The following is a 23,300-nucleotide window of genomic DNA, read 5'->3' as shown; positions in this document are numbered from 1 at the left end:
CTGCGCAAAAACCACAACCACCCCGCACACCCCCACCACCCGAAAAGGGGGCCACCGGGGCCGCGAAGGCCCCGGCACCGCGCGGCAGCCGCGAAGGCCCCGGCACCGCGCGCCGAACGCAACCGGGAACCCCCACGGTTCCGGCACCGCCCACCGGCCCTAGCCGAGCGCAGCGACCCGCTCGCGATACCCCCGCACCGGCGCCGCATCCCGATACGGCTCCAGCCGCCGTTCGAAGTCGCGAACGTACTCGTGGGCGCGCACCGAGCGCATGTCGGCGGCATGCTGGGCCGCCTCCGCCCCCAGCAGGCACGCCTGCTCCAGCTCGCCGAGGCCGAGCCGCGCGGTGGCGAGCACCACCCGGCAGAAGAGCCTGCTGCGCGCGAATCCGGGCGCGCGCAGTTGCAGCGAGCGCTCCGCGTGCTGCGCCGCGGCCCGGTACTGCTGGAGGTCGCGGTGGCAGTGCCCGAACTCGTCGGCGAGCTGGGCCTCGTCGAAGAAGCGCGCCCAGTGCGGCGGCTCGTCGCCGGAGCGCGCCGCGTCCAGCGCGCGCTCGGCGCGCGCCAGCGAGGCCGTGCAGGCGCGCACCTCGCCGAGGATGCCGTGGCCCCGCGCCTCCGCCGCGTGCAGCAGCGCCTGGACGGTGTGCGGTGCGGACGAGCCGACGCCCTGCTGCGCGACCCGTGCCAGTTGCACCGCCTCCCGGCCGTGGCCCAGGTAGACGGCCTGGCGGCTCATCGTGATCAGGATGTACGCGCCGTACGTGCGGTCGCCGGCGGCCTGGGCGAGCCTCAGCGCCTGGACGAAGTAGCGCTGCGCGAGGCCGTGCGCCGCGATGTCGTAGGACGTCCAGCCGGCGAGGCGGGTGAGCTCGGCGGCGGCGGCGAACAGCTTCCTGCCGATCTGCTCCCCGTACACGCCGCGGAGCATCGGCTCGCCCTCGTGCTCCAGGTACCGCACCAGCGCCTGGCGGGCGTGCCCGCCGCCGTAGGCGTTGTCGAGGGCGCGGAACAGCTCGCCCACCGAGCGCAGTGCGGCGATGTCCCCCGCGGTGACCCGCTGGCCCGGGCCTCGCTCGACGCTCCTCCTGCGCTGCTCGGGCAGGCCGCCCATGCCGCCGAGCGGGTCCGCGGCGTCGGGGCGGCCGCCCCGGGCCTGCTCGGGGATCCGGGCGCGTGGCCGGTCGGCGGGGCGGCCGGGGTCGTCGTCCCGGCTGCCGGCCGGGCGCTCCCCCTCCCGGGCGGGGCGCCCCTCGCCCCGCCCCGGCCGCTCGGCGCGCTCGTCGCCGCGGCCCACGCGGTCGTCGGGGCGGCCGATCAGCCAGTCGCGGCTGGGTACGACCAGTCCCGCGGGGGTGAACGCGATCTTGCGCAGCTCGGCGTGGCTGCCGGAGTCCTTGCGCCAGAGCCCGCCGACGATGTCGATGGCCTCCTCCGGCGTCGAGGCGAACTCCAGGCCCGCGTAGACCGGTGCGGTGGCGTCCAGGCCGAGGTCCTGGGCGCTCAGGCGGCGGCCCAGGCGTCTGGTGAAGACCTCGGCGATCAGCGCCGGTGTGGTGCCTCTGGGCTGCTGGCCCCGGAGCCAGCGGGTCACCGAGGTCTTGTCGTACCTCAGGTCGAGGCCGTGCTCGATGCCGAGCTGGTCGACTCGGCGCGCCAGGCCCGCGTTGGAGAATCCTGCCTCCGCGATCAGAGCGGCGAGCTGGCGGTTGGGGGTGCGCTGCGGAGGTCGTTCCGTCATCAGCTGTGCGGTCTCCTGCCTTCCGGGCGTGTCTGAGCAGCCCTTATGGCCTCCATGACGGCGTGAATGTAGCGGTCGGAGCTGTCCCCATCGCCACCTTCGCCCCGCATTCATCCGATCGTGTGAGGATTGGCCCGACGACTGACGCGCGTCCGGGAGCCGTACAGTGAGGCGGGGCGCGTCTTGCCGGATCGCGGTGCCGTAGGGCGGCGCGGCGGCGCCCGTGTGAGTCAGGAGGTACCTGCCGTGAGTGAACTGCGGTTCGTCCGGCTGGGGAGGGAACCGGGCCGTGAGGCCGCCGGCGCGGCCGGGGAGCCCGGGGCGCCCGGGTACATCGAGTACCGGGAGGCCTGGGAGGAGCAGCGGCGGGTGCACGCGGCCCGCTTCGCCGACGAGATTCCCGACACCTGTCTGCTGCTGGAACACCTGCCCGTGTACACCGCGGGCCGCCGCACGGCCGACGCGGAGCGCCCGCTCGACGGCACCCCCGTGATCGACGTGGACCGCGGCGGCAAGATCACCTGGCACGGCCCGGGGCAGCTGGTCGGCTATCCGATCATGAAGCTGCCGCGGCCGGTCGACGTGATCGCACACGTGCGCCGCCTGGAGGAGGCGCTGATCCGGGTCTGCGCGGAGTTCGGCCTGGAGACGACCCGGGTCGAGGGCCGCAGCGGCGTGTGGGTGCTCGGCGGCGCCAAGGACGCGCCCGCTCGCGCCGGCGCGCTGGGCGGCCTCGCGCTGGACTTCGACCCGCGGCCCGCAGACGGCACGGACGACACGGACGACGAGTACGACGCCCGGCTGATGGGCCCGGAGTACGCCCCGTCCAACGCCGGCCAGCGCGGCGAGGACCGCAAGCTCGCCGCCATCGGCATCCGGGTGGCCAAGGGCGTCACGATGCACGGGTTCTCGCTCAACGTGAACCCGGACAACACCTCGTTCGACCGGATCGTGCCGTGCGGCATCCGGGACGCCGGGGTGACGTCGCTCGCGAACGAGCTGGGCCGCGACATCACCGTCGACGAGGTGCTGCCGGTCGTGGAGAAGCACCTGAGGGACGTCATGGAGAGCGCGGACCCGCAGCCGCGTCCGGTCGACGCCGATGCGGCAGCGGCGGCGGGCCACACCGCCCCGCGGGCCGCGACGGCGGTTCCGCCGGAGGGAGCCGGCGTGGCCGCGGTGGCCGGCTCGGCCCGCACGGCGTGACGCGTTTCAGCCATCAGCGCCCCGCGCACGGAGGTGGCGCGGGGCGCACGGCCGGGTCGGGCACGCGAAGCCCCGCCACCCGGCCTGCCCGCAGGACCCCGGATCACCCCCGTGGGGGAATGCGCCCCGCCGGCCGGAGGTTGAGCCGGGGGAAAAGCCGTGGAGTTGCCGGGCGTACGCTGGGATCGGCCGAGGAATCGAAGACGCATCCCGGTCCGACCGGCCCACGAACCGCCGAGAGATCAAGTAGCAGGGAGCCGACGTGTCCGCAGTCGCACCGGAAGGGCAGTCAGCGCCAGGGCCTGACGGCCGGCGATTGCTGCGCCTGGAGGTCCGCAACAGCCAGACCCCCATCGAGCGCAAGCCCGACTGGATCAAGACCCGGGCGAAAATGGGTCCCGAGTACCGGCAGATGCAGAGCCTGGTGAAGAGCGAGGGCCTGCACACGGTCTGCCAGGAGGCGGGCTGCCCGAACATCTACGAGTGCTGGGAGGACCGCGAGGCCACCTTCCTCATCGGCGGCGACCAGTGCACCCGGCGGTGCGACTTCTGCCAGATCGACACCGGCCGCCCGAAGGCCCTGGACCGCGACGAGCCCCGGCGCGTCGGCGAGTCCGTGGTCACCATGGACCTGAACTACGCCACGATCACCGGCGTCGCCCGCGACGACCTGGAGGACGGCGGCGCCTGGCTGTACGCCGAGACGGTGCGGCAGATCCACGGCATGACCGCCGACCGCCAGGCCGGACGCACCAAGGTCGAGCTGCTGATCCCCGACTTCAACGCCGAGCCCGACCAGCTCGCCGAGGTCTTCTCGTCCCGCCCGGAGGTGCTGGCGCACAACGTGGAGACCGTGCCGCGGATCTTCAAGCGCATCCGCCCCGGCTTCCGCTACGAGCGCTCGCTGAAGGTGATCACCGAGGCCCGCGCGGCCGGCCTGGTGACCAAGTCGAACCTCATCCTCGGCATGGGCGAGGAGCGCGCGGAGATCAGCGACGCGCTGCACCAGCTCCACGAGGCGGGCTGCGAGCTGATCACCATCACGCAGTACCTGCGCCCGTCGGTGCGCCACCACCCCGTGGAGCGCTGGGTCAAGCCGCAGGAGTTCGTGGAGCTGAAGGAGGAGGCCGAGGAGATCGGCTTCTCCGGCGTGATGTCCGGCCCCCTGGTCCGCTCCTCGTACCGCGCGGGTCGGCTGTACCAGATGGCGATGGAGCGCCGGGACGGCGGCGCCCCGGGTGCCGCCGAGGCGCTGGGTGCCCACATCGCCCGGCAGGCGGTCTGAGAGTCGGCAGAACCGAGCACGGGCGCCCCCGGTGAGCCGGGGCGCGCCCGTGACCGGGGCCGACGACGAGGGCCCCGGGAATGTGAATCTCCGCACAAGGCATTACCGGCCGGTATCCGGCCCGCAGGCCCGCCCCCCGGCGATCTCCGCAGGCAGCGGCGGTGCCGGGGCCCCGGGCCGGGAAGAACCGCTTCCCGCCCGGCCTTCATGGCCGTTTGACCGCCTGGTCACGCCCTGGTAACACCGAGCTGTGACCGTGTACGCACAGCCTGTACCGCCAGGTGCCGGCCGGTGCGCGCACCCACCACGCACCGCACTTTCCGAGCCTCGCCGCGCTTCAGGGGGACCCTCATGCATGCCGCGCCCACCCGCAGCACCGCCCTTCCGACCGTCACCGCCGCCCTGCGCGCCGTCGAGTCCCTGCTGATGGCGGGCGGCCAGCGCACCGCCCGCCGCAACGCCTGGGCCTCCGTCGTGGAGGACCGCCGCCGCGCGAAGGACCGCGTCGAGGCCCAGCGCGTGCTGGACAAACTCGGCGAACTCCGCGAGGTGGCCGAAGACGCACCCCGGGCCGCCGCAGGGACCTCCTGACGGCCTCCACGTCCCCTCCCGGCCGTCGTCGGGGCCCCGCGGGCCACGTAGACTTCACAGCATGGCGAGGAAGGAACCGGCAGCGGAGGCTGCGAATCCCGGGCGGCTCAAGCAGATCGTCCTGACCTACAAGATGACCAGCAAGGCCGACCCGAAGATCGGCCTTGTACTCGCGGCTGTCGGAATCGTCACCCTCGGTGTCTTCCTCGCGATCGGCTTCTTGATCGGCCACCCCATCTACCTGGGCATCTTCGGTGTGCTGCTCGGGCTGCTGGCGACGGCGTGGGTGTTCGGCCGGCGCGCCGAGCGCGCCGCGTTCGGCCAGATGGAAGGCCAGCCGGGTGCCGCGGCGGCGGTCCTGGACAACGTCGGACGGGGCTGGACGACCACCCCCGCGGTGGCCATGAACCGCAACCAGGACGTGGTGCACCGCACCGTCGGCAGAGCCGGCATCGTCCTGGTCGCCGAGGGCAACCCCAACCGCGTGAAGACCCTGCTCGCCGCCGAGAAGCGGAAGATGAACCGCGTCGTGGTGGACGTCCCCGTCCACGACATCATCGTCGGCGACGGCGAGGGCCAGGTGCCCCTGAAGAAGATCCGCACGACCCTGCTGAAGTACCCCCGCGTCCTCAGCGGCCCCCAGGTCACCACCACCAACGACCGGCTCCGCGCGCTGGGCGACCTCATGAACAACATGCCGCTGCCGAAGGGCCCGATGCCCAAGGGGATGCGGATGCCGCGGGGCGGCCCCAAGCTCCGCTAGCCATCTCACCGTCACGCACAGGGGCGCCCTGAACGGAAAGTTCCGGGCGCCCCTTCGTCGTATGCCAGGCTCGCCGCCCGCATGCCCGGCCGTGCGTGCACGAGGAGCCGCCGCACACCCTCTCCGTACCGGAGCGGAGAAGCCATCACACGCCCCCTCCCGTACCGGAGGGGCTGCCTCACATCACGTCCCGGACCGGCCGCCGTACGTCACGTCCCGGACCGGCCGCCGTACGTCACGTCCCAGACAGGGCGCCCCACGTCACGCCCCGGATGGGCCGGCGTACCTCACGCCCCGGACGGACCGCCGTACGGCACGCCCCGGACGGGCCGCCGTACGTCAGATGCGGACCTGGACCGCGCGCGCGAGGCGGTCGTGCAGGCCGCGGGAGTCGCGGTCCCAGATCAGGGCCGGGATGGCGAGGCAGAGCAGGACGCTGCGGAGCAGCGCGCGGAGCGGGCTCAGCCGGCCGCCGCTCTCAGCGACGACGCGCAGCCCGAAGATGCGCTTGCCCGGGGTGCTGCCGATGGTACCGACGGTGAGCAGGCTCAGCACGAAGAACAGCAGCAGGGTCCAGTTGCCCGTGCTCTGGCGGTCACCGTCCGCGAAGAGGCCGTATGCGATCAGCATGCACAGGGCCCAGTCGACGACGAGCGCGCCGATGCGCCGCCCGGTGGGCGCGATCGAGCCCGGGCCCTCCGCGGGAAGGCCGAGCCGCTTGCCCCGGTGTCCGAAGTCGACGCCCATGTCCTCGGCGGCCGCCCGGGGCCCCGAGAGCCACGATCCCACTGCTCGCCTGTTGTCCACACACCAACGTTACTGCGACCACCCCGGGCCCCCGGCGCCAGGGTGTGCGGGAGCCGCCGAGCGGGAAGGCACCTCCGGGGCGGTTAACTTCCGCGAAACAAATGGGTCACGCTTGAGAAATGCCCTGTCCTTATGGTCGGGTCCAGCGTGTGACACCGCGATTGCCGCACCAGGGAGCGTCAACCCCCGCCCCGTTCGGCGGGCCGGGATAGGAGGAGCCGGATGTTCCAGAACGCCGACGAGGCCAAGAAGTTCATTGCGGACGAGGAGGTCAAGTTCGTCGACGTCCGCTTCTGTGACCTGCCCGGTGTGATGCAGCACTTCACCGTGCCGGCGGAGGCGTTCGATCCGGCAGAGGAACTGGCGTTCGACGGCTCGTCGATCCGCGGCTTCCAGGCCATCCACGAGTCCGACATGGCCCTGCGCGCCGACCTGACGACCGCGCGCGTGGACCCCTTCCGCAGCGCCAAGACGCTGAACATCAACTTCTTCATCCACGACCCGATCACCGGCGAGCAGTACAGCCGTGACCCGCGGAACGTGGCGAAGAAGGCCGAGACCTACCTGGCGTCCACCGGCATCGCCGACACCGCCTTCTTCGGTCCCGAGGCCGAGTTCTACGTCTTCGACAGCGCCCGTTTCGCCACCCGGTCGAACGAGTCCTTCTACCACATCGACTCCGAGGCGGGCGCCTGGAACACCGGCGCGCTGGAGGACAACCGCGGCTACAAAGTGCGGTACAAGGGCGGCTACTTCCCCGTCCCGCCGGTCGACCACTTCGCCGACCTGCGCGCGGAGATCACCCTGGAGCTGAACAACGTCGGCCTGAACGTCGAGCGCCAGCACCACGAGGTCGGCACCGCGGGCCAGGCGGAGATCAACTACCGCTTCAACACCCTGCTGCACGCCGCCGACGACCTCCAGCTCTTCAAGTACATCGTGAAGAACGTCACCTGGCGCAACGGCAAGACCGCCACCTTCATGCCCAAGCCGATCTTCGGCGACAACGGCTCCGGCATGCACGTCCACCAGTCCCTGTGGCTGGGCGGCGAGCCGCTCTTCTACGACGAGCAGGGCTACGCGGGCCTGTCGGACACCGCGCGCTACTACATCGGCGGCATCCTCAGGCACGCCCCGGCGCTGCTGGCCTTCACCAACCCGACGGTGAACTCGTACCACCGCCTGGTCCCCGGCTTCGAGGCCCCGGTGAACCTGGTCTACTCGCAGCGCAACCGCTCCGCCGCGATCCGCATCCCGATCACCGGCGCCAACCCCAAGGCCAAGCGCATCGAGTTCCGCGCCCCGGACTCCTCCGGCAACCCGTACCTGGCGTTCTCCGCGCTGATGCTGGCCGGCCTCGACGGCATCAAGAACAAGATCGAGCCCGCCGAGCCGGTCGACAAGGATCTCTACGAGCTGGCCCCCGAGGAGCACGCGGCCGTCCCGCAGGTCCCGACCTCGCTGCCCGCCGTCCTCGACTCGCTGGAGTCCGACCACGAGTTCCTGCTCCAGGGCGACGTCTTCACGCCGGACCTGATCGAGACGTGGATCGACTACAAGCGCACGGCGGAGATCGCGCCGATCCAGCTGCGCCCGCACCCGCACGAGTTCGAGCTGTACTTCGACGTGTGATGTACCCGGTGATGCCGTAAGGCCACGGCCTTACGGTTCGCTCTGCGGGCCCTGTGCATGCGTGCACAGGGCCCGTACGCGTGCACGCCCATCGTGGGCCGCGGTCCGCGGCTCGCACTCCGGGCGAGGTCAGGGTGGACGGGAGCGTGACGACGGTCCCCGGCCGCGGCGACCCGGCCCCGCTGTGGTGACGAGAGGCCCTGGCGCGGCGACGGGCCCTAGCTCTGCGGGACGTCCTTCACGAACACGATCCCGTCGTGCCCGGCCAGGTGGGCCGGGCAGAGTGGGGAGTAGCCGTACCACGGGGACACGCGGGGCGCGGGCATCGCGTCGCCGAGGGCCGTGGCCAGTCGCGGGGCGTCGACGAGCCGGCGGTCCTCCGAGAGCCCGTACAGGAGTCCTTCGACAGTATCGTCGAATCTTCGGTTGAAGGTTTTTACGGAATGCGGCCGGCGTGATGGCGGGCTGGTGTGGCGTAACCCTCAAAGCGGTGGTCAGGTCGGTCGGTCCGCCCCCCGTGTGCGCCTCGCCGTGGCCGTCGTCATCGGCCCGGCGGCGGTGCCGGAACGGCGCCGGGGGGAGCCTGCCGGGCCTCTGGCCCCCCGCCCTTGCCCGCTCCGCCCCCGCCTCCCGGTCCGCCCGACTGGACCACGCCCTGCCAGGCCGCCTTGGCTCCGGAGTCCCCGGCGCGGTAGATCGCCGTGGCGGAGCCGGCCGCCGCGGCGACCGCGGCCACCGCCACGATCACGCGGAGGGTGCGGGGGCGCACCCGGAGCGCCGGCCACAGATAGCGCGCACCTTTTACGTCCCACCCTCGCTCCCCCGCCGCCTCGCGCAGGGTCACCCACCAGGCGGCTACCGACACCGCCAGCATCGACACCACCCAGGGCAGCACCTCGTCGGCGAGGTCGCGGTGCTGGTTCACCAGCGGGATGTCGCCGATCCGGTCCCGCAGCCACTCCCCCGCGTTGGTCGTGAAGGGCACGAGCGCCATCGTCACCAGGGCGAGCAGCGGCAGGACCGGCCCGAGCCGGCGCCCCGCCTCGGGCCAGACGGCGCACACCACCAGCGTCAGCGCCGTGAGCAGGCCCAGCACCACGACGAAGTGCACGAGCAGCACGTGGGTCGGCAGGCCGTGGAAGACGGTGAGGATCATGCCGCGCTCCTCCTGCGTGGTCCGGTCCCGCCGGCGGGGAGGAACACGCCGGTACCGGAGGGGCGCACGGGCGCCGTCGAAACGGACAGAAAGGGTGTTTCCTCCTGTTACCCGCGCACCGTATCGCGGCCGCGGAAGAGCCCCGCACGACGACACTCAGGCACCCGTGGCAGGCGTGATACCCGTGGCCCTCGTGACACCCGTGGCCCCCCGTGACACCCGTGGCAGCGTCCACCGGCCGTGGGCGACCACCCCGCTCACGCCGCCCCCGGCGGCCCCGCGCCGCGCGGATCAGCCACCCGGCTCGTGATCCGCGCAGGAGCCGTCCGGTACCGTCCGGTACCGTCCGGTATCGCCCCGGTACGGCGGCGTGAGGGCGCGTCAGGGGCTAACTGATGCGCTGCCGCCTGCGGTTGCGGCGGGCCAGCCGCTCGCGTTCGTCCTCGTCGAGGCCGCCCCAGATCCCGTACCGCTGGCCCGACTCCAGGGCGAAGCGCAGGCAGGGCTCCGCCACTGGGCACCCGTGGCACACCTTCTTCGCTTCCTGAGCCTGCCGGAGTGATGCGCCGCGGGTGCCGATGGGGAAGAAGAGTTCGGTGTCCTCGTTCCGGCATGCGGCGTACTGCCGCCAGTCCATGATGGTCACTCCCGTTCGCGTCGAGTGGCGTACCGGTCCGTGGGCCCGGTACCGGTCGTGGGTCTCGGTGCTCAGGTGGCCGCGAGAGGGGGCCTTGAAACAGGACGTTGCCGTATCCCTCCGCACGGGGGGCCATTTCGGCCACGACACCCGCTCCGCTACGGCCCGCGGTACACCGTCGGCCCCTTGGCCAAAACCCCTCGCCCACTGCCCCGTTCAGTCCGTCGGCCCGCCGTCCCCCGTGAGCATCCGCCGCGCCAGCCGCACGGCCCCCGTGACCGGCAGGCCGCGGAACACGGTGAGCGGGAGGCCGCAGCGCTCCCGCAGGGCATGGGCCACCGCGTCCGCCATGACGTCCTGTCCGACGATCACGCCTCCGCCGGCCACCACGCGGGTGACCCGCGCCCCGCGGGCGACCAGGTCCGCGACGAGGGACGCCAGCGCGTGGGCCCCGTTCTCGATGGCGTGCCGGGCGGCCGGGGAGCCCTCGGCCGCGGCGGTGAAGACGGCCGGAGCCCAGCCGGCCCAGGTGCCTGCCGGAGCGTTCTGCATCAGGCCGGCCACCTCGCGCAGGGAACGGGTGCCGGACCGGTCGAGCAGGGCCGGCAGCAGCGGGTCGTCCTCGCCCGCGCCGCGGTCGTGGGCCTCCGCCAGGGCGCGCACCGCTTCACGGACGGTGCCCCAGGCGGAGCCCCCGTCGCCGATCAGCCACCCCCAGCCGCCCGCGTACAGGGAGCGGCCGGCCGCGTCGCGTGCGACGGCGATGGAACCGGTGCCGACGACCAGGCCGGCCGCCGGGCCGGTACCGCCGGCCGCGGCCGCGAGCAGGAAGGCGTCGTTCACGACCCGTACCGGCAGGCCCAGTTCGGCGTGCAGCGCGAGCCGCAGCTCGGCGCACTCGGCGTCCGAGTCGCAGCCGTGCGCCCCCACCGCCAGGGCGCCCGGGAGCACTCCGGGACCGCCCGCGGCTCCGGCGATGTCCCGCAGGTGACCGGCGATCAGCCGGGCCTTGCCTGGTGCGTCCAGGTCGGTCCAGGCGCCCGCGGGCCGCACCTCGTCGGCGATCGGGTCTCCGCCGGCCGTGGCGAGGCGGAGATGCGTCTTGGTGCCGCCCGCGTCGATACCGGCGACGTACGGGGCGGCATGGGGAGCGGCAGAGGGGGCGACATGCTGGGTGTCCACGTGTTCGGGGGGTTCTTCCATGTCGGCGAGGGGCCCGGCGGGACCGGGCCTGGACATCGGCGGGATCGCTTCCGGCCCAGGGTCTCCCGTCCGGGGCCTCCCGTCCGGTTCGCGCTGGGCTCGCGGGCCACGGCCGGAGCCCTGGCCGGGCCCGCCCCGTCCTCAGCGGGTACCGCGCGCGGCGGCGTAGAAGTCCAGGCAGGCCGCGAGGGTGTCGCGGGCGGTGTGCACGGTGGCACCGGGCGCCGTGCCGTCGCGGACGGCCGCCACCAGCACGTCCAGGGTGTCGAAGGTGTCGGCGGGCAGCCTGGTGAACGTCCACTCGCCGCCCTCCTCCAGAACGGCGAGGCGATCCGTCGCGGTGTCGTGGAACACCTCGCCCTTGCTGCCGATGAGGTGGGCGCGGTTGATGAAGCCTCCGGGCGGCGCGACCCAGGTGTCCTCGACGGTCACCACGGCACCGCTTTCCAGGGTGAAGACGGCGTGTCCGTAGTCCTCGACGGGCAGGCCGGGGTGGGCGACGGTGGCGACGGTGCCGGTGACCGAGGCGATGGGCGAGCCGAACAGCCACCGCATGCGGTCGATCTGATAGACGGCGTGGTCGATCCAGCCGCCGCCCGGGGTGCGGGCCGGATCCGCCCACCAGCCGGGACCGTCCGTGGACCCGGGCCAGCACACCGGCAGGGAGCTGTTCATCGCGAACGTGCCGCTGCGCAGCTCGCCGAGCCGCCCGGAGCGCACCAGCGAGGCCAGCCTCCTCGCCAGCGGGGAGGTGCGCCGCGACTCGCTGGGCAGGAAGTGCACGCCGGCGGCGTCGACCGCCGCGACCACCCGGTCCGCGTCCTCAAGGGTCATCGCGAGCGGCTTCACGGAGACGATGTGCTTGCCGGCCCGGGCCGCGGCGACGCACAGGCCAGGGCTCTCGTCGACGCTGGTGAAGCAGGCGACGGCGTCGATCTCGGGATCCTCGATCACCGAGGCGGGGTCGGTGGAGGTGCGCGCGCACCCGGTGAGGCCCGCGACGTGCCGGGCACGCTCCGGGTCGCGGTCGACGAGGGCGCGCAGCTCGACGGCGGGGTTCTCTGCGGCCTTCCGCGCGAACGGGATGCCCGCGTACCAGTGGTCGAACCCGATGATCCCCAGGCGCAGGCGCCCGGTGGCGGGCCGGCCGGACGGGGCCTGTGTCCCCGGTGCCGTTGAGGCGGTGGGGGGCGCGGGGGTGGTCGGGGTGGTGAGCACGGTGGGGGTGGTGGGTGCGGTCATGCGCGGGTGTCCTCAGTCCTCGTCGTCAGTCGCCAGTCATCGGTAGTCCGTCGTCTGCCGTCCGTCGTCAACCGCCCGTTGTCCGTCGTCCGTCGTCCGTCGTCCGTCGTCCGTCGTCCGTCGTCCGTCGTCGAAAGCGGCCATCGGGGATGGCCGCCATAAGCGGCCGTCAGAACCAATCGCCAGAAGTCGCCGTCGAGGGCCCTCGTACGAACGTCGTCTCGTCACGCGGCCGTCGCCGAAACGCCCGTCTCGTCACGCGGCCGTCGCAACGCCCGCGTCAGAACGTCGTCGTCAGCTCGACGAAGCGCTGCTCGCGCGCGGACGCGGCCACGCCGATCATGATCTCCAGCGCGTGCCGGGCGTGCTCGGCGCTGAGCACGGGCGGGGCGCCGTCCAGGACGACGTCCGCGAGGTGGCCGACGAGCAGCGCGCGGCCGTAGGTGTCGCGGCGGGCATTCGTGGCGAGCGGCGAGGTGGGCTGTACCCAGCCGTCCACGCCGTCGGCGATGCCGGTCCGGTACAGCTCCAGGTCGGGACCGTCGGGACGGAAGAGGTTGAGCACGCCCCGGCGGCCGAAGATCTCCACCTTGGGGCTCCTGGCGGCCAGCACGTTGAAGGTGCCGTCCACGACGGCGAAGGTCGACTCGCCGAAGTCCAGCATGAACAGGCAGTTGTCCGCGGCGGTCACCGGTATCTCCAGACCGCGGAAGGGCCCGCCGCGCACCACCCGGGACGGCTCCGTGATCCCGGCGAAGGCGGCCACGCGCTTGGCGGGGCCGAGGATGCCGGTGATCTCGTGGATGCCGTAGACGCCCATGTCCAGCAGCGGCCCCGAGCCCTCCTGGTAGAACCACGTCGGGTCCGAGGGCCAGCCCTGGGGGCCGCCGCCGGGGCCGGCGTGCGAGCTGCGCACCCGGGCGAACGCGACCTTGCCGACCGCGCCCTCCCGCACCAGCGCGGCGGCGCGTTCGTAGGGCTCGTAGAGCAGGTCGGGCGGCGCGCACACGAGCGCGAGACCCCGCTCACGGGCCAGTTCGATCAGCTCGTCCGCCTCGGCGAGGGTGGTGGCGAGGGGCTTCTCGCTGGCCAGGTGCTTGCCGCTCTGGAGGATGCGGCGCGAGGTGGCCGCGTGCACCGGAATGGGCGTCAGATTGACCACCGCGTCGAGATCGGTGCCGTCCAGCATCTCGTCGAGGGAGGCGTACGCGGCGGGGATGCCGAACTCGGCCGCCACGGCACGGGCCTGGTCGTGGGCCACGTCCGCGACAGCGCTGACGGTGACCCGGGACGCGTAGTGGTGCATGTTCGGCAGAACCCCGTACGAGGCCGTGGCGATGCCGCCGCTGCCGAGGATCCCGACGCGCAGCGGGGCCCGCGGCTCCCGCGGGGTGGGTTGGCTGTCCGTCATGTCTGCTGTCTCCCGCCGTCCATGTCCCGGGCCGGTTCGGTGGCGTTACTGGCGTCACTGGCGTCACTGGCAAGTTTCTTTCCTGATCGTAGCGCCGGGTCGGCAACCCCACCAGCCCCCGGCATCCGCGCTCCCGGCACGCTCTCCTTACCCATTACCCCGTTGGAACCCATGACTTCCGGCACGGGCACGCCGACCAGTCCCCGGATCGCGACCAGATCAAGCCGTTCCGACCCCTCTTCAGTAAAGAACCTTTCTGGTACGTTTCCCGGAACGCAACCGGCCGATCGGGGAAGGGCACCATGGCTGTCAGGGGAACTCCGTCCTGGCTCGGGAACCAGAACGCGGCGATGGCGCTGCGGCTGCTGCTCGACCACGGCCCGCTGAGCCGCAACGCCCTGGGCGAGCTCTCCGGCCTCTCCAAGCCGACCGCCGCGCAGATGATCGCGAGGCTGGAGGAGAAGGGGCTGATCGAGGCCGTCGGCGAGGCCTCCGCCGGGCGCGGGCCGAGCGCCGTGCTCTACGGGGTGCGGGGCGACCTGGCGTACGGGGTGGCCGTCAACGTCGACCAGGACGGGGTGCGCTCCACCCTGGTCGACCTGCGAGGCTCGCAGTTCCCGGTGGCCGCGGAGGCGGCGTCCGGCATGACCGGGCAGCGCAGCGCCGCCCGGGACGTGGCGGGGGCGGTGCTGAGCGCCTGCGGCGCCGCCGGCGTGGACCTGGCCCGCGTCCAGCACGTCTGCGTCGGGGTGCCGAGCAGCGTCGACCCCCGCTCCGACGAGCTGAGTTCGGTGGCCGCGCTGCCCGGCTGGTCCCGGAAGAGCATCCGGCAGCAGCTTCAGAGGGCGCTGGGCTGCGACGTCCAGGTCGACAACGACGTGAACCTGGCGGCGGTCGCCGAGCGGCGGGCCGGGGCCTTCGAGCCGGACGCCACGTTCGCGCTGCTCTGGGTCGGCTACGGCATCGGACTCGCGGTGGACGTCGCCGGGGCGGTCCTGCACGGTGCGTCCGGCGGTGCCGGTGAGATCGGCAACCTGCCGGTGCCGCGGGGCGTGCTCGACCCGGACGCCGACGCGACCGACCTCGAAGGACTGCTGGGCGCGGCGGCGCTGGACCGGATCGGGCGGGAGGCCGGCTGCGGCGAGCACACCTTCGAGGAGGCCCGGGCCGGCACCCCGCTGCCCGCCCGGGTGCTGGAGGTGTTCGCGCCGCGGCTGGCGCAGAGCGTGATCCCGGTGCTGGGCGTGATCGATCCGGAGGCGGTGGTGCTGGGCGGTCCGGTGGGCCGGTCCGGGGGCGCCGCGCTCGCCGAGCTGACCCGCACGGCCATCCGCAACCACACCCGCTGGAACCCGAACATCCTGCCGACCCGCCTGGCCCACAACCCCGTCCTCGCGGGCGCCCAGGCCGTCCTCGACGGACGGCTGCAGGAGAGCCTCGTCACCCAGGCCGGCGCCGCCACGTCCGACGAGGACCGTTCGAGAATCATCGCGGCCAACCTCCGCGGCATCGGCTGAGCAGCGTCCTGAGAAGGACGGTGCCGCCCTCACGCGCCTCCGTTGCCCGGCGGTCCACGGCAGGCCCGTTGAGGGGCGCGGGGACGGGGGTACCTCCCACGCCTGCAAGGCAGTGGGGGAGCGAGCGACCAGGAACATCCGACACCACCGCACACAACCGAAGCCACCCTCCCCAGGGGGGAGCTGATGGCCGAAGGCCGAGAAGAACACACGGCCGACGGCCGCCCCGGGAAGGGACAAGAACCAGCCCTCGAAACAGGGCCGGGGCCAACGGCCCCAGAAGGGAGGTCATGTGGTGAGACGACAACCCACCCGCACACCGGAACCGGCCCGCGCACCCGCGAAAACACCCGAAGCCGCGGGGCACCGCAAACGCCGAGCACGCGAACACCGCCTGCGCACCGCAACGGCAACCACATCCGCGGCCCTGACCCTGGTCCTGACCGCCTGCGCAGCAGGCCACGACGGCCCAGTCGCGAGAACCGCCCCCGCACACCTCTCCGGCACCATCCAGCTCTGGCACCACTACTCCGACCGCGAGGCCGCGGTCATCCAGTCCGTCGTCGACGGCTTCGAGAAGAAGTACCCGGACGTCCACGTCGAGGTGCACAGCGGCCAGCAGGACACCAAGATCACGCAGGTGGTCGCGTCCGGCGGCGACGTCGACGCGCTGATCACCAACGTGAACGCCACGCTCGGCACCGCCTGCAAGACCATGGAGAACCTGGCGCCGTTCATGCGCAGGGACGGCGTCCGCGCCTCCGACTTCCAGGGCATCTTCGCCGCCGCCACCGCCTTCGGGGGCCGCCGGTGCAGCCTGCCCACCACCTCCGACGTCTACGGCCTGTACTACAACACGAAGCTGCTGGCACGCGCCGGCGTCACCCGGCCCCCGAGGACGCTGCGGGAGCTGGAGCGTGCGGCCCTGAAGCTCACCACGTACAAGCCCGACGGCTCCATAAGGACGCTCGGCTTCGACCCGCTGGTCGGCTTCCAGCAGAACACCTCCGCCACCTTCGGCGGCACCGCGGGCGTCACCTGGATGAAGGGCGGCCAGTCCGCCATCGCCTCCTCGCCGCAGTGGCGGGCGCTGCTCGGGTGGCAGCACGACTTCGTCGAGAAGATCGGCTACGCGAAGCTCAAGGCGTTCTCGGCGGGCCTCGGCGACGAGTGGTCCGCGAACAACGCCTTCCAGACCGGGCGGATCGCCATGGCGCTGGACGGCGAGTGGCGGGTGGCGTTCATCCAGGACCAGGCCCCGCACCTGGCGTACGGCACCGCGCCGTTCCCGGTGCTGGACGGCAGCGGCCAGGCGTACGGCGGCGGATTCGTCTCCGCGGCGGACATCGGCGTCAGCAAGCGCTCCGGCAACAAGGAGGCCGCCTGGGCGCTGGTGAAGTACATGACCACCGACACGGACGCGGCCGTGCGGCTCGCCAACGGCATCAAGAACATCCCCACCCTCAAGAGCGCCGCGGACTCGCCGCGCCTCGACGCCCCGAAGCAGTACCGGACCTTCCTCGACGCCGCGGCCCACCCGGCCTCGCGCACCAGCCCGGTGACCGAGATCGGCTCGATGCTGACGGCCACGATGGACGACTTCTGGACGGGCTACCAGCAGCGCCCGCAAGAGGGCCTCGACAGCGGCCTGAAGAAGGTCGACACCGACATCGACAACGCTCTCAGCCTGCGACGGGCGAAGTGATCACATGAGCGACGCACACACCGCGGGCTCCCCCGCCGCCGGCCGCCCTCTCGGACCCGCCCGGCCCCTCGGAGCCGACCGACCCCTCGGACCGGCCGGGCCCGCCCCGCACCCGGCCTCCCCGCCCGGCGCGCCGCCGGCGCCCGGTTCATCGTCCGCCCCCGGCACGCGCGGCCGGACCCGCTCGCGCACCGCGGCGCGGCTGCGGGGCCGGCTGCCGGTCTGGTCGATGATGGCGCTCGGCGTCATCGGGCTGCTGGTCTTCTTCCTCTACCCGCTGCTCGCCAACCTCTTCTACTCGTTCACCAACTACGACCTCGCCAGCCCCCCGAAGTGGATAGGGCTCAGGAACTACAGCTACCTGTTCACGCAGGATCCGCGGGTGGGCAGGGCCGCGCTGAACACCCTGTGGTTCGTGGCCCTGCTGGTGCCGGTGCGGATCGCGTGCTCGCTCGGCGTCGCGATGCTGCTCACGCGCAGGAAGCGGGCCGCCGGATTCTGGCGGACGCTGTTCTACGTGCCCGCGCTGGTGCCGCCGGTGGCCTCCGTCGTCGGCTTCGTCTTCCTCTTCAACCCCGGCACCGGGCCCGTCAACACCGTGCTGCGGGCGCTCGGCGTCAAGGGCCCGCTGTGGTTCAACGACCCGTCCCTCGCCAAGCCGTCGCTGCTGCTGCTCGGCGTCTGGATGATGGGCGACCTCATGGTGATCTTCCTCGCCGCGCTGCTCGACGTCCCCCGTGACCAGTACGAGGCGTCGGCGCTGGACGGCGCGGGCGGGTGGCAGCGGTTCCGGTACGTCACCCTGCCGAACATCTCGCCGGTGCTGTTCTTCGCTGCGGTGACCGGCGTGATCGCGGCACTCCAGTACTTCACCGAGGCGGCCGTGGCCTCCAGCGTCGCCAACGGCAAGACCGGCATCGACGCCGGGCCGGACCAGTTGCTCGGCTATCCCGACGACTCGCTGCTCACCTACACGCAGTGGATGTACGTGCAGGGCTTCAGCAGCTTCCAGCTCGGCTACGCCGCCGCGATGGCCGTGGTGCTGTTCGTCGCCGCCGCCGCCGTCATGGCGGTCCTGCTCCGCCGGGCCGGCGTGTTCCGGCAGAAGGAGAAGTGAGGGCCCGTGACCCTGATCCAGCCGCTGACCCGGCCCCCGGCCGTGAAGAGGGGCCTCACCTTCGTCGCGGAGCACGCGCTGCTGCTCGCGCTCGGCATCATCTTCCTCGTACCGGTCGTCTTCGTGGCGCTCACCTCGTTCATGGGCGGAGGGCAGACGCTGACCGGCGCGCTGTGGCCGCACCCCTGGGAGTGGTCCAACTACGCCCGCGCCTTCGGCAGCGCGCCGCTCGGGCGCTGGTTCGGCAACTCGCTGCTCTACGCCGGCGGTTCCACCCTCTTCATGCTGCTGTCGTCGGTACCGATGGCGTACGTGCTGGCGAAGGTGCGCATCCGGTTCGCGAACCTGATCTTCTTCGCCGTGATCGTCGCCATGCTGCTGCCGCCGCAGGTGACCCAGGTGCCCGTCTACGTGATGTGGGCGCAGCTCAGGGTCGTCGGCACGCTGTGGCCGCTGGTGCTGCCGCACCTGTTCGGCAACGCGTTCTCCGTCTTCCTGCTGCGGCAGTTCTTCCTGACCGTCCCCGACGAGTACGCGGACGCGGCGCGGATGGACGGCAACGGCGAGTGGGGCATCCTGACGCGGGTCATGGTGCCCATGGCCAGGCCCGGCATCGCGGCGGCGGCCGTCTTCATGTTCTTCCAGTGCTGGAACGACTACTACGGCCCGCTGCTGTACACCTCGGAGAACCCGGCGCGCTGGCCCGTCGCGTACGGCCTGGCCAGCTTCCACGGCTCCCACTCCACCGACTGGGGCGTGATCATGGCGGTCACGGTGCTGGCGACGCTGCCCGTGGTCGTCGTGTTCTTCTTCGCCCAGCGCGCCTTCGTCGAGGGCATCACCCTGACCGGCGTGAAGGGCTGACACGGCGCCGGCGCCGCCGAACGCGGCTCCCCTGGCGCGGAACACCGAGCGGGCACCCGCACGAGCACGCACATGAGCACCCGGACAAGCACCCGGACGAGCAACCACACGAGCACCCAGTCGAGCACCCACATGAACGGAACTGCCCTTCTCATGAACGGAAAGCCCCTCGGCATCGGCATGGTCGGCGCCGGCTTCATCGCACGCTTCCACGTCCGCTCCTGGCAGGCGATACGCGGATCCGACATCGTGGCGACCGCCTCGCGGAGCCTTCAGAGCGCCCGCGCGCTCGGCGCGTACGCCGAGGAGCTGGGCGTGGGCGAGGACGTCTCCGCCTACGACGACGTCGCCGCGCTGGTGCGCGACGAGCGGGTCGACGCGGTGTGGGTGCTGACGCCCAACCACACCCGGGTCGACGTCATCGAGGCCATCTGCGCGGAGGTGACCGCGGGCCGTGCCTCGCTCGTCGGCATCGCCGTGGAGAAGCCGCTGGGCAGGAACCTCGCGGAGGCCCGGCGCGTCGCGGAGGCCGTCCGGCGAGCCGGCCTCCTGCACGGCTACCTGGAGAACCAGGTGTACGCGCCGCGCCTGGCCCGCGCCCGGGAGCTGATGTGGGCCCGCGGCGCCGAGCGGTCCGGCAGCCCGTACCTGGCGCGCTGCACCGAGGAGCACTCAGGACCGCACGCCCGGTGGTTCTGGGACAGCGAGGCGCAGGGCGGCGGCGTGCTCAACGACCTGATGTGCCACTCCGTCGAGGCGGGCCGCTTCCTGCTGACCCCGCCCGGCGAGGATCCCGCCGAGTGGCTGCGGCCCGTCTCGGTCACGGCGACCATCGCCTCGCTGCGCTGGGGCCGCGATGCCTACGCGCAGCGGCTCACCGACTCCTACCCGGGCCTTCAGGACTACCGGAGCACCCCCGCCGAGGACTACGCCAACGCCACGTTCACCTTCGTGGGCGGCGACGGCGAGCCGGTGATCGTGGAGGCCATGACGTCCTGGGGCTTCGTCGGCGCCGGCATGCGGCTCTCCTTCGAGCTGCTGGGTCCCGAGTACTCGATGAGCGCCAACTCGCTGACCGGCGACGCCACCGTGTTCTTCTCCCGCGACCTGCGGCAATCCGCGGGTGAGGACCTGCTGGAGAAGCAGAACGCCGAGCAGGGCCTGATGCCGGTGATCGCCGACGAGCCCGCCGCGTACGGCTACACCGCCGAGAACACCCACCTCACCCGGATGTTCGCCGCGGGCCGGCAGCCCGCCGAGTCGCTGGACAGCGGCGTGGCCGTCACCGAACTGCTGATGGCCGCCTACTACGCGGCCGAGCACCGCACCGTCGTCGAGTGGCCGGTGGACCTGTCGGACTACGTGCCCGCGGTGGCCCGGCGCGCCTGGCACCCGCGCGGCACGTCGGGAGCTGGCGGGCAGCCGGCGGCGGGACCGGGCGGGCCGCCGGCGCCGGGCACCGCATCGCGCACCCCGGCGAGTGGCGTGGAGGAGGGCCGATGAGCCGGGGCGCAGGAGAACCGATGGGCACGGCGGGCACGTTCCCCCTCGGCTTCGAGGAGGGCCGGCGCACGGAGCTGGCGGCGCTGCGCGAGGTGGTCGGCGCCCTGCCGGGGCGGCTCGCCGAGGGTGTCTGGCGGCCGGGGTGGCGGCGGGTGCTGCTCGCCGGGATCGGCGCGAGCTGCGCCGCGCTGGCCTCGCCCCTGCACCGGATGAGGGCGGCCGGCATCGAGGCCTTCCGCACCGACTGCTCCGACTTCCCCGAGGTGCCCGGCCCGCACCCCGACGTGGTGGTGGCGCTCTCGCAGAGCGGCCGGAGCCGGGAGACGGCGGACCTGGTGGCGCGGTTCCGCGGCGCGGGGGCGGCGACGCTGGCCGTCACCAACGCCGACGCGAGCCCGCTGCGGGACGCCGCGGGCGCTTGCGTGTCGCTGGGCGGGCACCCCGACAGCCGGGTGTCGACGGTGGGTTTCGTGGTGACGTTCGCCGCGCTCGGCATGCTGGCCGACCTGGCCGCGGACGGCGGCGTGGACGAGCGCTGGCTGGCGCTGCCCGGGCTGATCGAGGAGTCGGTGGCGGGGGCGGCGAAGGAGCTCGCGGCCTTCGCCGAGGGCCCGATGGCCGCCGGGTCGGTGGACATCGTGGCCGCCGCGCCGCAGCTGACCACCGCGGAGGCGGTGGCCCTGCTGTTCCGGGAGGGCCCGCTGGTGCCGTCCGCCGCCTTCGGCACCCGAGCCTACCTGCACGGCTACATGGACAGCGCGAGCGGCGAGACCGCGCACATCGTGGTCGGCGGCGAACGGGAGCTGGCCCTCGCCCGGCAGCTCACCGAGAAGCCCACCGGCGTCCTCGCCGTCACGGACGGCACGCTGCCGCTCCCGCCGGGCGTCCGTGGGGTGGCGGTGCCGGCGCGCCTGACGCCGCCGCAGCGGGCGCTGGTGGAGGTGTGCGTGCTCCAGGAGCTGGTGTCGGCGGTGGCGGCGGTGCGGGGCACGTCCATCGACGAGGTGGCGTTCGGCCGCGTCGACACCAAGGTCGACGCGCTGGGCGAGTTGTAGCCGTGCCGAGGAGGGCCCCGCCGGGGAGGACGGGGCCCTCGGCGACCACCGCGTCAGGCGGGGCTCTCGGAGACCGCCGCGCCCGGTGCCGGGGCGCGGCGCCGCTCGCCGGGGTCGCTGGCGTCCTTCAGCCTGGTCGACACCACCGCGACGATCAGGTACAGCACGCTGAAGACGATGGCCACCCCGCCGCCCCCGATCACCGGGTGGAAGACGGTGACCAGCGCCGGGCCCACGAAGGCGGCGCCGCCCGCGCCGAAGTTGAGGACGGCGAGCGCGGCGCCCTTGTCCTTGTGGAGCACCATGGACGGCATCAGCGCCGACAGCGGTACGAACCCGGCGAGCAGGATGCAGTAGACGCACCCCAGCACGACCGTGACGGCGAAGTTCTCGCTCGCCAGCGAGGCGAAGTACCACAGCGGGGTGGCGACGGCACAGCCGATGCAGCCGAAGACGGTGACGGTGCGGCGCCAGCCGAAGTGGTCGCCGAACACGCCGAAGGCGAGGTTCGCGGCGATGTTCGCGCCGTACATGATCGCCGTGAGCGTGGAGATCTGCGCGGCGCTGAGGAAGCCGTCGTGGTGGTGGGCCGTGCCGAAGGTGAACGGCAGCATGGCGAAGAAGCCGAACTCCGGGGCGGTGTTGACGATGCGCACGAGGCCGCCGGCCATGGTGCGCTTGTCCCGCCAGAGGATGTCCACGCCCTCGGCGAGCCGCTTGTAGCTCCGCGGCCGGGCCATGCCGGGCTCGGCGATGGGCTTCAGCCCCTGCGGTTCGCGTACCGCGAAGGACCCGATGGCCCCTCCGATGGCGACCAGGAACAGCGAGAGAACCAGCGTGGCGTACAGGCTCATGCCGAACGGGCCTATGGCGAGGGCGGCGATACCGGCGCCCAGCGTGGGCAGACCGCCGGTGAACGCGAACCAGAACCATCCGGCCACCGAGCCGCGCATCCGCTCCGGGCTGACCGTCTGGACCCACACCAGGAACGCGAACGCGAAGAGCGGGTAGGCGAAGCCGCGGATGCCGTAGACCGTGGCGATCACGCCCAGGCTGTGGCTGGGCACGGCGGCGAAGAGGAACACCGCCTCGAAGACGACCCACCACGCCGCGCCCAGCCACATCACACGCCGCGGGCCCCAGATCGCCGAGAGCGTGCCGGAGAACCAGGACGCGATCATCACCGCGATGCCGTAGGCGGTCACGGTCGCGAAGGTGGCCTGGTCGCTGGCGAGGCCGCCGCCGTCCGGGCGTTGCAGGTAGTCGGTGAGGTAACTGATCTCGACGCCGTCCCCGACCATGTAGATGAAGACCGCGACGAAGCCCCACAGCAGTGGCCGGGGAATGCCGATGCGCTCGACTCCGCGCAGCGGGGCGGCGCTGGGGGCGGCCGCGGCGGGCCCGGCCGCGGCAGGGCCGGCCGTGGTGGGGCTGCCGCCGCCGGCGGCAGGGGTCTCCGGCTCGTTCATGGCTTCTCCTCGGCGGAGTACGGCTCTTTTCCCGGGCGCGCCGGTGGGGGGGGCGAGGGACGGTCGCTGGGAGCTGGCTGGTACCCGCCTGCGAGATGTACCGCAGGCAGCCTTGATGGAGATGAACCATAGGGGGCGAGTTTTTAACGTGCAATACGTTAGGAGAGAACAGCGCCCGCGACATGCGCGTCCGTCGGACGGTCCAGGCGGACGGGGCGGTGCGACCAACCGATAGTCACACGCTCGGCGTTACTTTCACGCCGCGATCCTGGAGACCTAACACGGCGGGGTTGGGCGGCGGCTGGGCCCGGGTGAGCCGCCGTCAGGTGAACGGTCGTCAGGGAATCGCTCGTCAGGGGGCGGTCGTCACGCGAAGCCACCGTCAGGCGAACGGGTT

Annotated in this window: 19 protein-coding genes and 1 pseudogene; 11 read left to right on the top strand and 9 right to left on the bottom strand. The window is 72.8% G+C overall.

Annotation, left to right across the window (positions count from 1 at the left end):
- Positions 1-159: 159 nt before the first annotated feature.
- Positions 160-1,740 carry a regulator gene (locus Sm713_RS17900; RefSeq protein WP_212910600.1) on the bottom strand — a complete coding sequence of 527 codons (1,581 nt, stop codon included), beginning with the start codon at positions 1,738-1,740 and terminating at the stop codon, positions 160-162.
- A gap of 246 nt (positions 1,741-1,986) precedes the next feature.
- Here Sm713_RS17900 and lipB point away from each other — a divergent pair, with 246 nt between their 5' ends.
- From lipB to Sm713_RS17880, 4 genes are all read left to right on the top strand, one after another.
- A complete protein-coding gene (gene lipB / locus Sm713_RS17895; RefSeq protein WP_374195999.1) occupies positions 1,987-2,946 on the top strand; it encodes a lipoyl(octanoyl) transferase LipB in 960 nt (319 codons plus the stop codon).
- A 262-nt stretch (positions 2,947-3,208) separates the two neighbouring features.
- Positions 3,209-4,231, top strand: a complete 1,023-nt coding sequence (locus Sm713_RS17890) for a lipoyl synthase (protein ID WP_212910599.1) — start codon at positions 3,209-3,211, stop codon at positions 4,229-4,231.
- Positions 4,232-4,582: 351 nt separating this feature from the next.
- Positions 4,583-4,822 (top strand): hypothetical protein, encoded by a 240-nt coding sequence (locus tag Sm713_RS17885; RefSeq protein ID WP_212910598.1) that lies wholly within the window; start codon positions 4,583-4,585, stop codon positions 4,820-4,822.
- Positions 4,823-4,883: 61 nt separating this feature from the next.
- Positions 4,884-5,585: a DUF4191 domain-containing protein gene (locus tag Sm713_RS17880; protein ID WP_212910597.1), complete on the top strand. Its 702-nt coding sequence runs from the start codon at positions 4,884-4,886 to the stop codon at positions 5,583-5,585.
- Between the two features lie 339 nt (positions 5,586-5,924).
- Here the strand turns inward: Sm713_RS17880 and Sm713_RS17875 are convergent, their stop codons facing one another.
- Positions 5,925-6,392 carry an RDD family protein gene (locus Sm713_RS17875; RefSeq protein WP_212910596.1) on the bottom strand — a complete coding sequence of 156 codons (468 nt, stop codon included), beginning with the start codon at positions 6,390-6,392 and terminating at the stop codon, positions 5,925-5,927.
- Between the two features lie 222 nt (positions 6,393-6,614).
- Between Sm713_RS17875 and glnA the strand changes: the two genes are divergently transcribed.
- Complete coding sequence (gene glnA / locus Sm713_RS17870) at positions 6,615-8,024, top strand: type I glutamate--ammonia ligase (RefSeq protein ID WP_212910595.1); 1,410 nt, start codon at positions 6,615-6,617, stop codon at positions 8,022-8,024.
- Between the two features lie 218 nt (positions 8,025-8,242).
- Here glnA and Sm713_RS40475 read toward each other — a convergent pair.
- From Sm713_RS40475 to Sm713_RS17845, 6 genes and pseudogenes are all read right to left on the bottom strand, one after another.
- A pseudogene (locus Sm713_RS40475) lies at positions 8,243-8,437 on the bottom strand (erythromycin esterase); the annotation flags it as partial.
- 128 nt (positions 8,438-8,565) lie between these two features.
- Complete coding sequence (locus Sm713_RS17865; RefSeq protein ID WP_212910594.1) at positions 8,566-9,180, bottom strand: DUF2231 domain-containing protein; 615 nt, start codon at positions 9,178-9,180, stop codon at positions 8,566-8,568.
- Positions 9,181-9,568: 388 nt separating this feature from the next.
- Positions 9,569-9,817 carry a WhiB family transcriptional regulator gene (locus Sm713_RS17860; RefSeq protein WP_212910593.1) on the bottom strand — a complete coding sequence of 83 codons (249 nt, stop codon included), beginning with the start codon at positions 9,815-9,817 and terminating at the stop codon, positions 9,569-9,571.
- Positions 9,818-10,033: 216 nt separating this feature from the next.
- Complete coding sequence (locus Sm713_RS17855; RefSeq protein WP_212910592.1) at positions 10,034-11,020, bottom strand: N-acetylglucosamine kinase; 987 nt, start codon at positions 11,018-11,020, stop codon at positions 10,034-10,036.
- 141 nt (positions 11,021-11,161) lie between these two features.
- Complete coding sequence (locus Sm713_RS17850) at positions 11,162-12,262, bottom strand: Gfo/Idh/MocA family protein (RefSeq protein WP_212910591.1); 1,101 nt, start codon at positions 12,260-12,262, stop codon at positions 11,162-11,164.
- A gap of 280 nt (positions 12,263-12,542) precedes the next feature.
- Positions 12,543-13,673, bottom strand: coding sequence for a Gfo/Idh/MocA family protein (locus tag Sm713_RS17845; protein WP_212910590.1), 1,131 nt, complete (start codon positions 13,671-13,673; stop codon positions 12,543-12,545).
- Positions 13,674-13,975: 302 nt separating this feature from the next.
- On the opposite strand from Sm713_RS17845, the gene Sm713_RS17840 reads away from it, so the two are divergent.
- The 6 genes from Sm713_RS17840 to Sm713_RS17815 all read left to right on the top strand — a co-directional run bounded on the left by Sm713_RS17840 (position 13,976) and on the right by Sm713_RS17815 (position 21,434).
- Complete coding sequence (locus Sm713_RS17840; RefSeq protein WP_212910589.1) at positions 13,976-15,190, top strand: ROK family transcriptional regulator; 1,215 nt, start codon at positions 13,976-13,978, stop codon at positions 15,188-15,190.
- 295 nt (positions 15,191-15,485) lie between these two features.
- A complete protein-coding gene (locus Sm713_RS17835) occupies positions 15,486-16,895 on the top strand; it encodes an extracellular solute-binding protein (RefSeq protein WP_249416356.1) in 1,410 nt (469 codons plus the stop codon).
- Between the two features lie 229 nt (positions 16,896-17,124).
- Positions 17,125-18,012: a carbohydrate ABC transporter permease gene (locus Sm713_RS17830; protein ID WP_212912081.1), complete on the top strand. Its 888-nt coding sequence runs from the start codon at positions 17,125-17,127 to the stop codon at positions 18,010-18,012.
- A gap of 6 nt (positions 18,013-18,018) precedes the next feature.
- Positions 18,019-18,876, top strand: coding sequence for a carbohydrate ABC transporter permease (locus tag Sm713_RS17825; protein ID WP_212910588.1), 858 nt, complete (start codon positions 18,019-18,021; stop codon positions 18,874-18,876).
- Positions 18,877-19,029: 153 nt separating this feature from the next.
- Positions 19,030-20,379, top strand: coding sequence for a Gfo/Idh/MocA family protein (locus Sm713_RS17820; RefSeq protein ID WP_212910587.1), 1,350 nt, complete (start codon positions 19,030-19,032; stop codon positions 20,377-20,379).
- Positions 20,376-21,434, top strand: a complete 1,059-nt coding sequence (locus Sm713_RS17815) for an SIS domain-containing protein (RefSeq protein WP_249416354.1) — start codon at positions 20,376-20,378, stop codon at positions 21,432-21,434. Before Sm713_RS17820 ends, Sm713_RS17815 begins: the two co-directional genes overlap by 4 nt.
- A 53-nt stretch (positions 21,435-21,487) precedes the next feature.
- Here the strand turns inward: Sm713_RS17815 and Sm713_RS17810 are convergent, their stop codons facing one another.
- Positions 21,488-22,903, bottom strand: coding sequence for an MFS transporter (locus Sm713_RS17810; RefSeq protein WP_212910586.1), 1,416 nt, complete (start codon positions 22,901-22,903; stop codon positions 21,488-21,490).
- Positions 22,904-23,300: the final 397 nt, after the last annotated feature.

This window comes from Streptomyces sp. TS71-3 (assembly GCF_018327685.1).
Classification (GTDB): domain Bacteria; phylum Actinomycetota; class Actinomycetes; order Streptomycetales; family Streptomycetaceae; genus Streptomyces.
Note: the sequence above shows the minus strand (reverse complement) of the source record. Positions and strands in the feature narration are given on the sequence as shown.

What these genes read in the sequence shown, in the direction of transcription:
- Sm713_RS17810 (WP_212910586.1), bottom strand. Translation starts at nt 22,903, where the DNA reads ATGAACGAGCCGGAGACCCCTGCCGCCGGCGGCGGCAGCCCCACCACG.
- Sm713_RS17880 (WP_212910597.1), top strand. Translation starts at nt 4,884, where the DNA reads ATGGCGAGGAAGGAACCGGCAGCGGAGGCTGCGAATCCCGGGCGGCTC.
- Sm713_RS17840 (WP_212910589.1), top strand. Translation starts at nt 13,976, where the DNA reads ATGGCTGTCAGGGGAACTCCGTCCTGGCTCGGGAACCAGAACGCGGCG.
- Sm713_RS17885 (WP_212910598.1), top strand. Translation starts at nt 4,583, where the DNA reads ATGCATGCCGCGCCCACCCGCAGCACCGCCCTTCCGACCGTCACCGCC.
- Sm713_RS17865 (WP_212910594.1), bottom strand. Translation starts at nt 9,180, where the DNA reads ATGATCCTCACCGTCTTCCACGGCCTGCCGACCCACGTGCTGCTCGTG.
- Sm713_RS17855 (WP_212910592.1), bottom strand. Translation starts at nt 11,020, where the DNA reads ATGGAAGAACCCCCCGAACACGTGGACACCCAGCATGTCGCCCCCTCT.
- Sm713_RS17830 (WP_212912081.1), top strand. Translation starts at nt 17,125, where the DNA reads ATGATGGCGCTCGGCGTCATCGGGCTGCTGGTCTTCTTCCTCTACCCG.
- Sm713_RS17845 (WP_212910590.1), bottom strand. Translation starts at nt 13,673, where the DNA reads ATGACGGACAGCCAACCCACCCCGCGGGAGCCGCGGGCCCCGCTGCGC.
- glnA (WP_212910595.1), top strand. Translation starts at nt 6,615, where the DNA reads ATGTTCCAGAACGCCGACGAGGCCAAGAAGTTCATTGCGGACGAGGAG.
- Sm713_RS17860 (WP_212910593.1), bottom strand. Translation starts at nt 9,817, where the DNA reads ATGGACTGGCGGCAGTACGCCGCATGCCGGAACGAGGACACCGAACTC.
- Sm713_RS17850 (WP_212910591.1), bottom strand. Translation starts at nt 12,262, where the DNA reads ATGACCGCACCCACCACCCCCACCGTGCTCACCACCCCGACCACCCCC.
- Sm713_RS17820 (WP_212910587.1), top strand. Translation starts at nt 19,030, where the DNA reads ATGAACGGAAAGCCCCTCGGCATCGGCATGGTCGGCGCCGGCTTCATC.
- Sm713_RS17900 (WP_212910600.1), bottom strand. Translation starts at nt 1,740, where the DNA reads ATGACGGAACGACCTCCGCAGCGCACCCCCAACCGCCAGCTCGCCGCT.
- Sm713_RS17815 (WP_249416354.1), top strand. Translation starts at nt 20,376, where the DNA reads ATGAGCCGGGGCGCAGGAGAACCGATGGGCACGGCGGGCACGTTCCCC.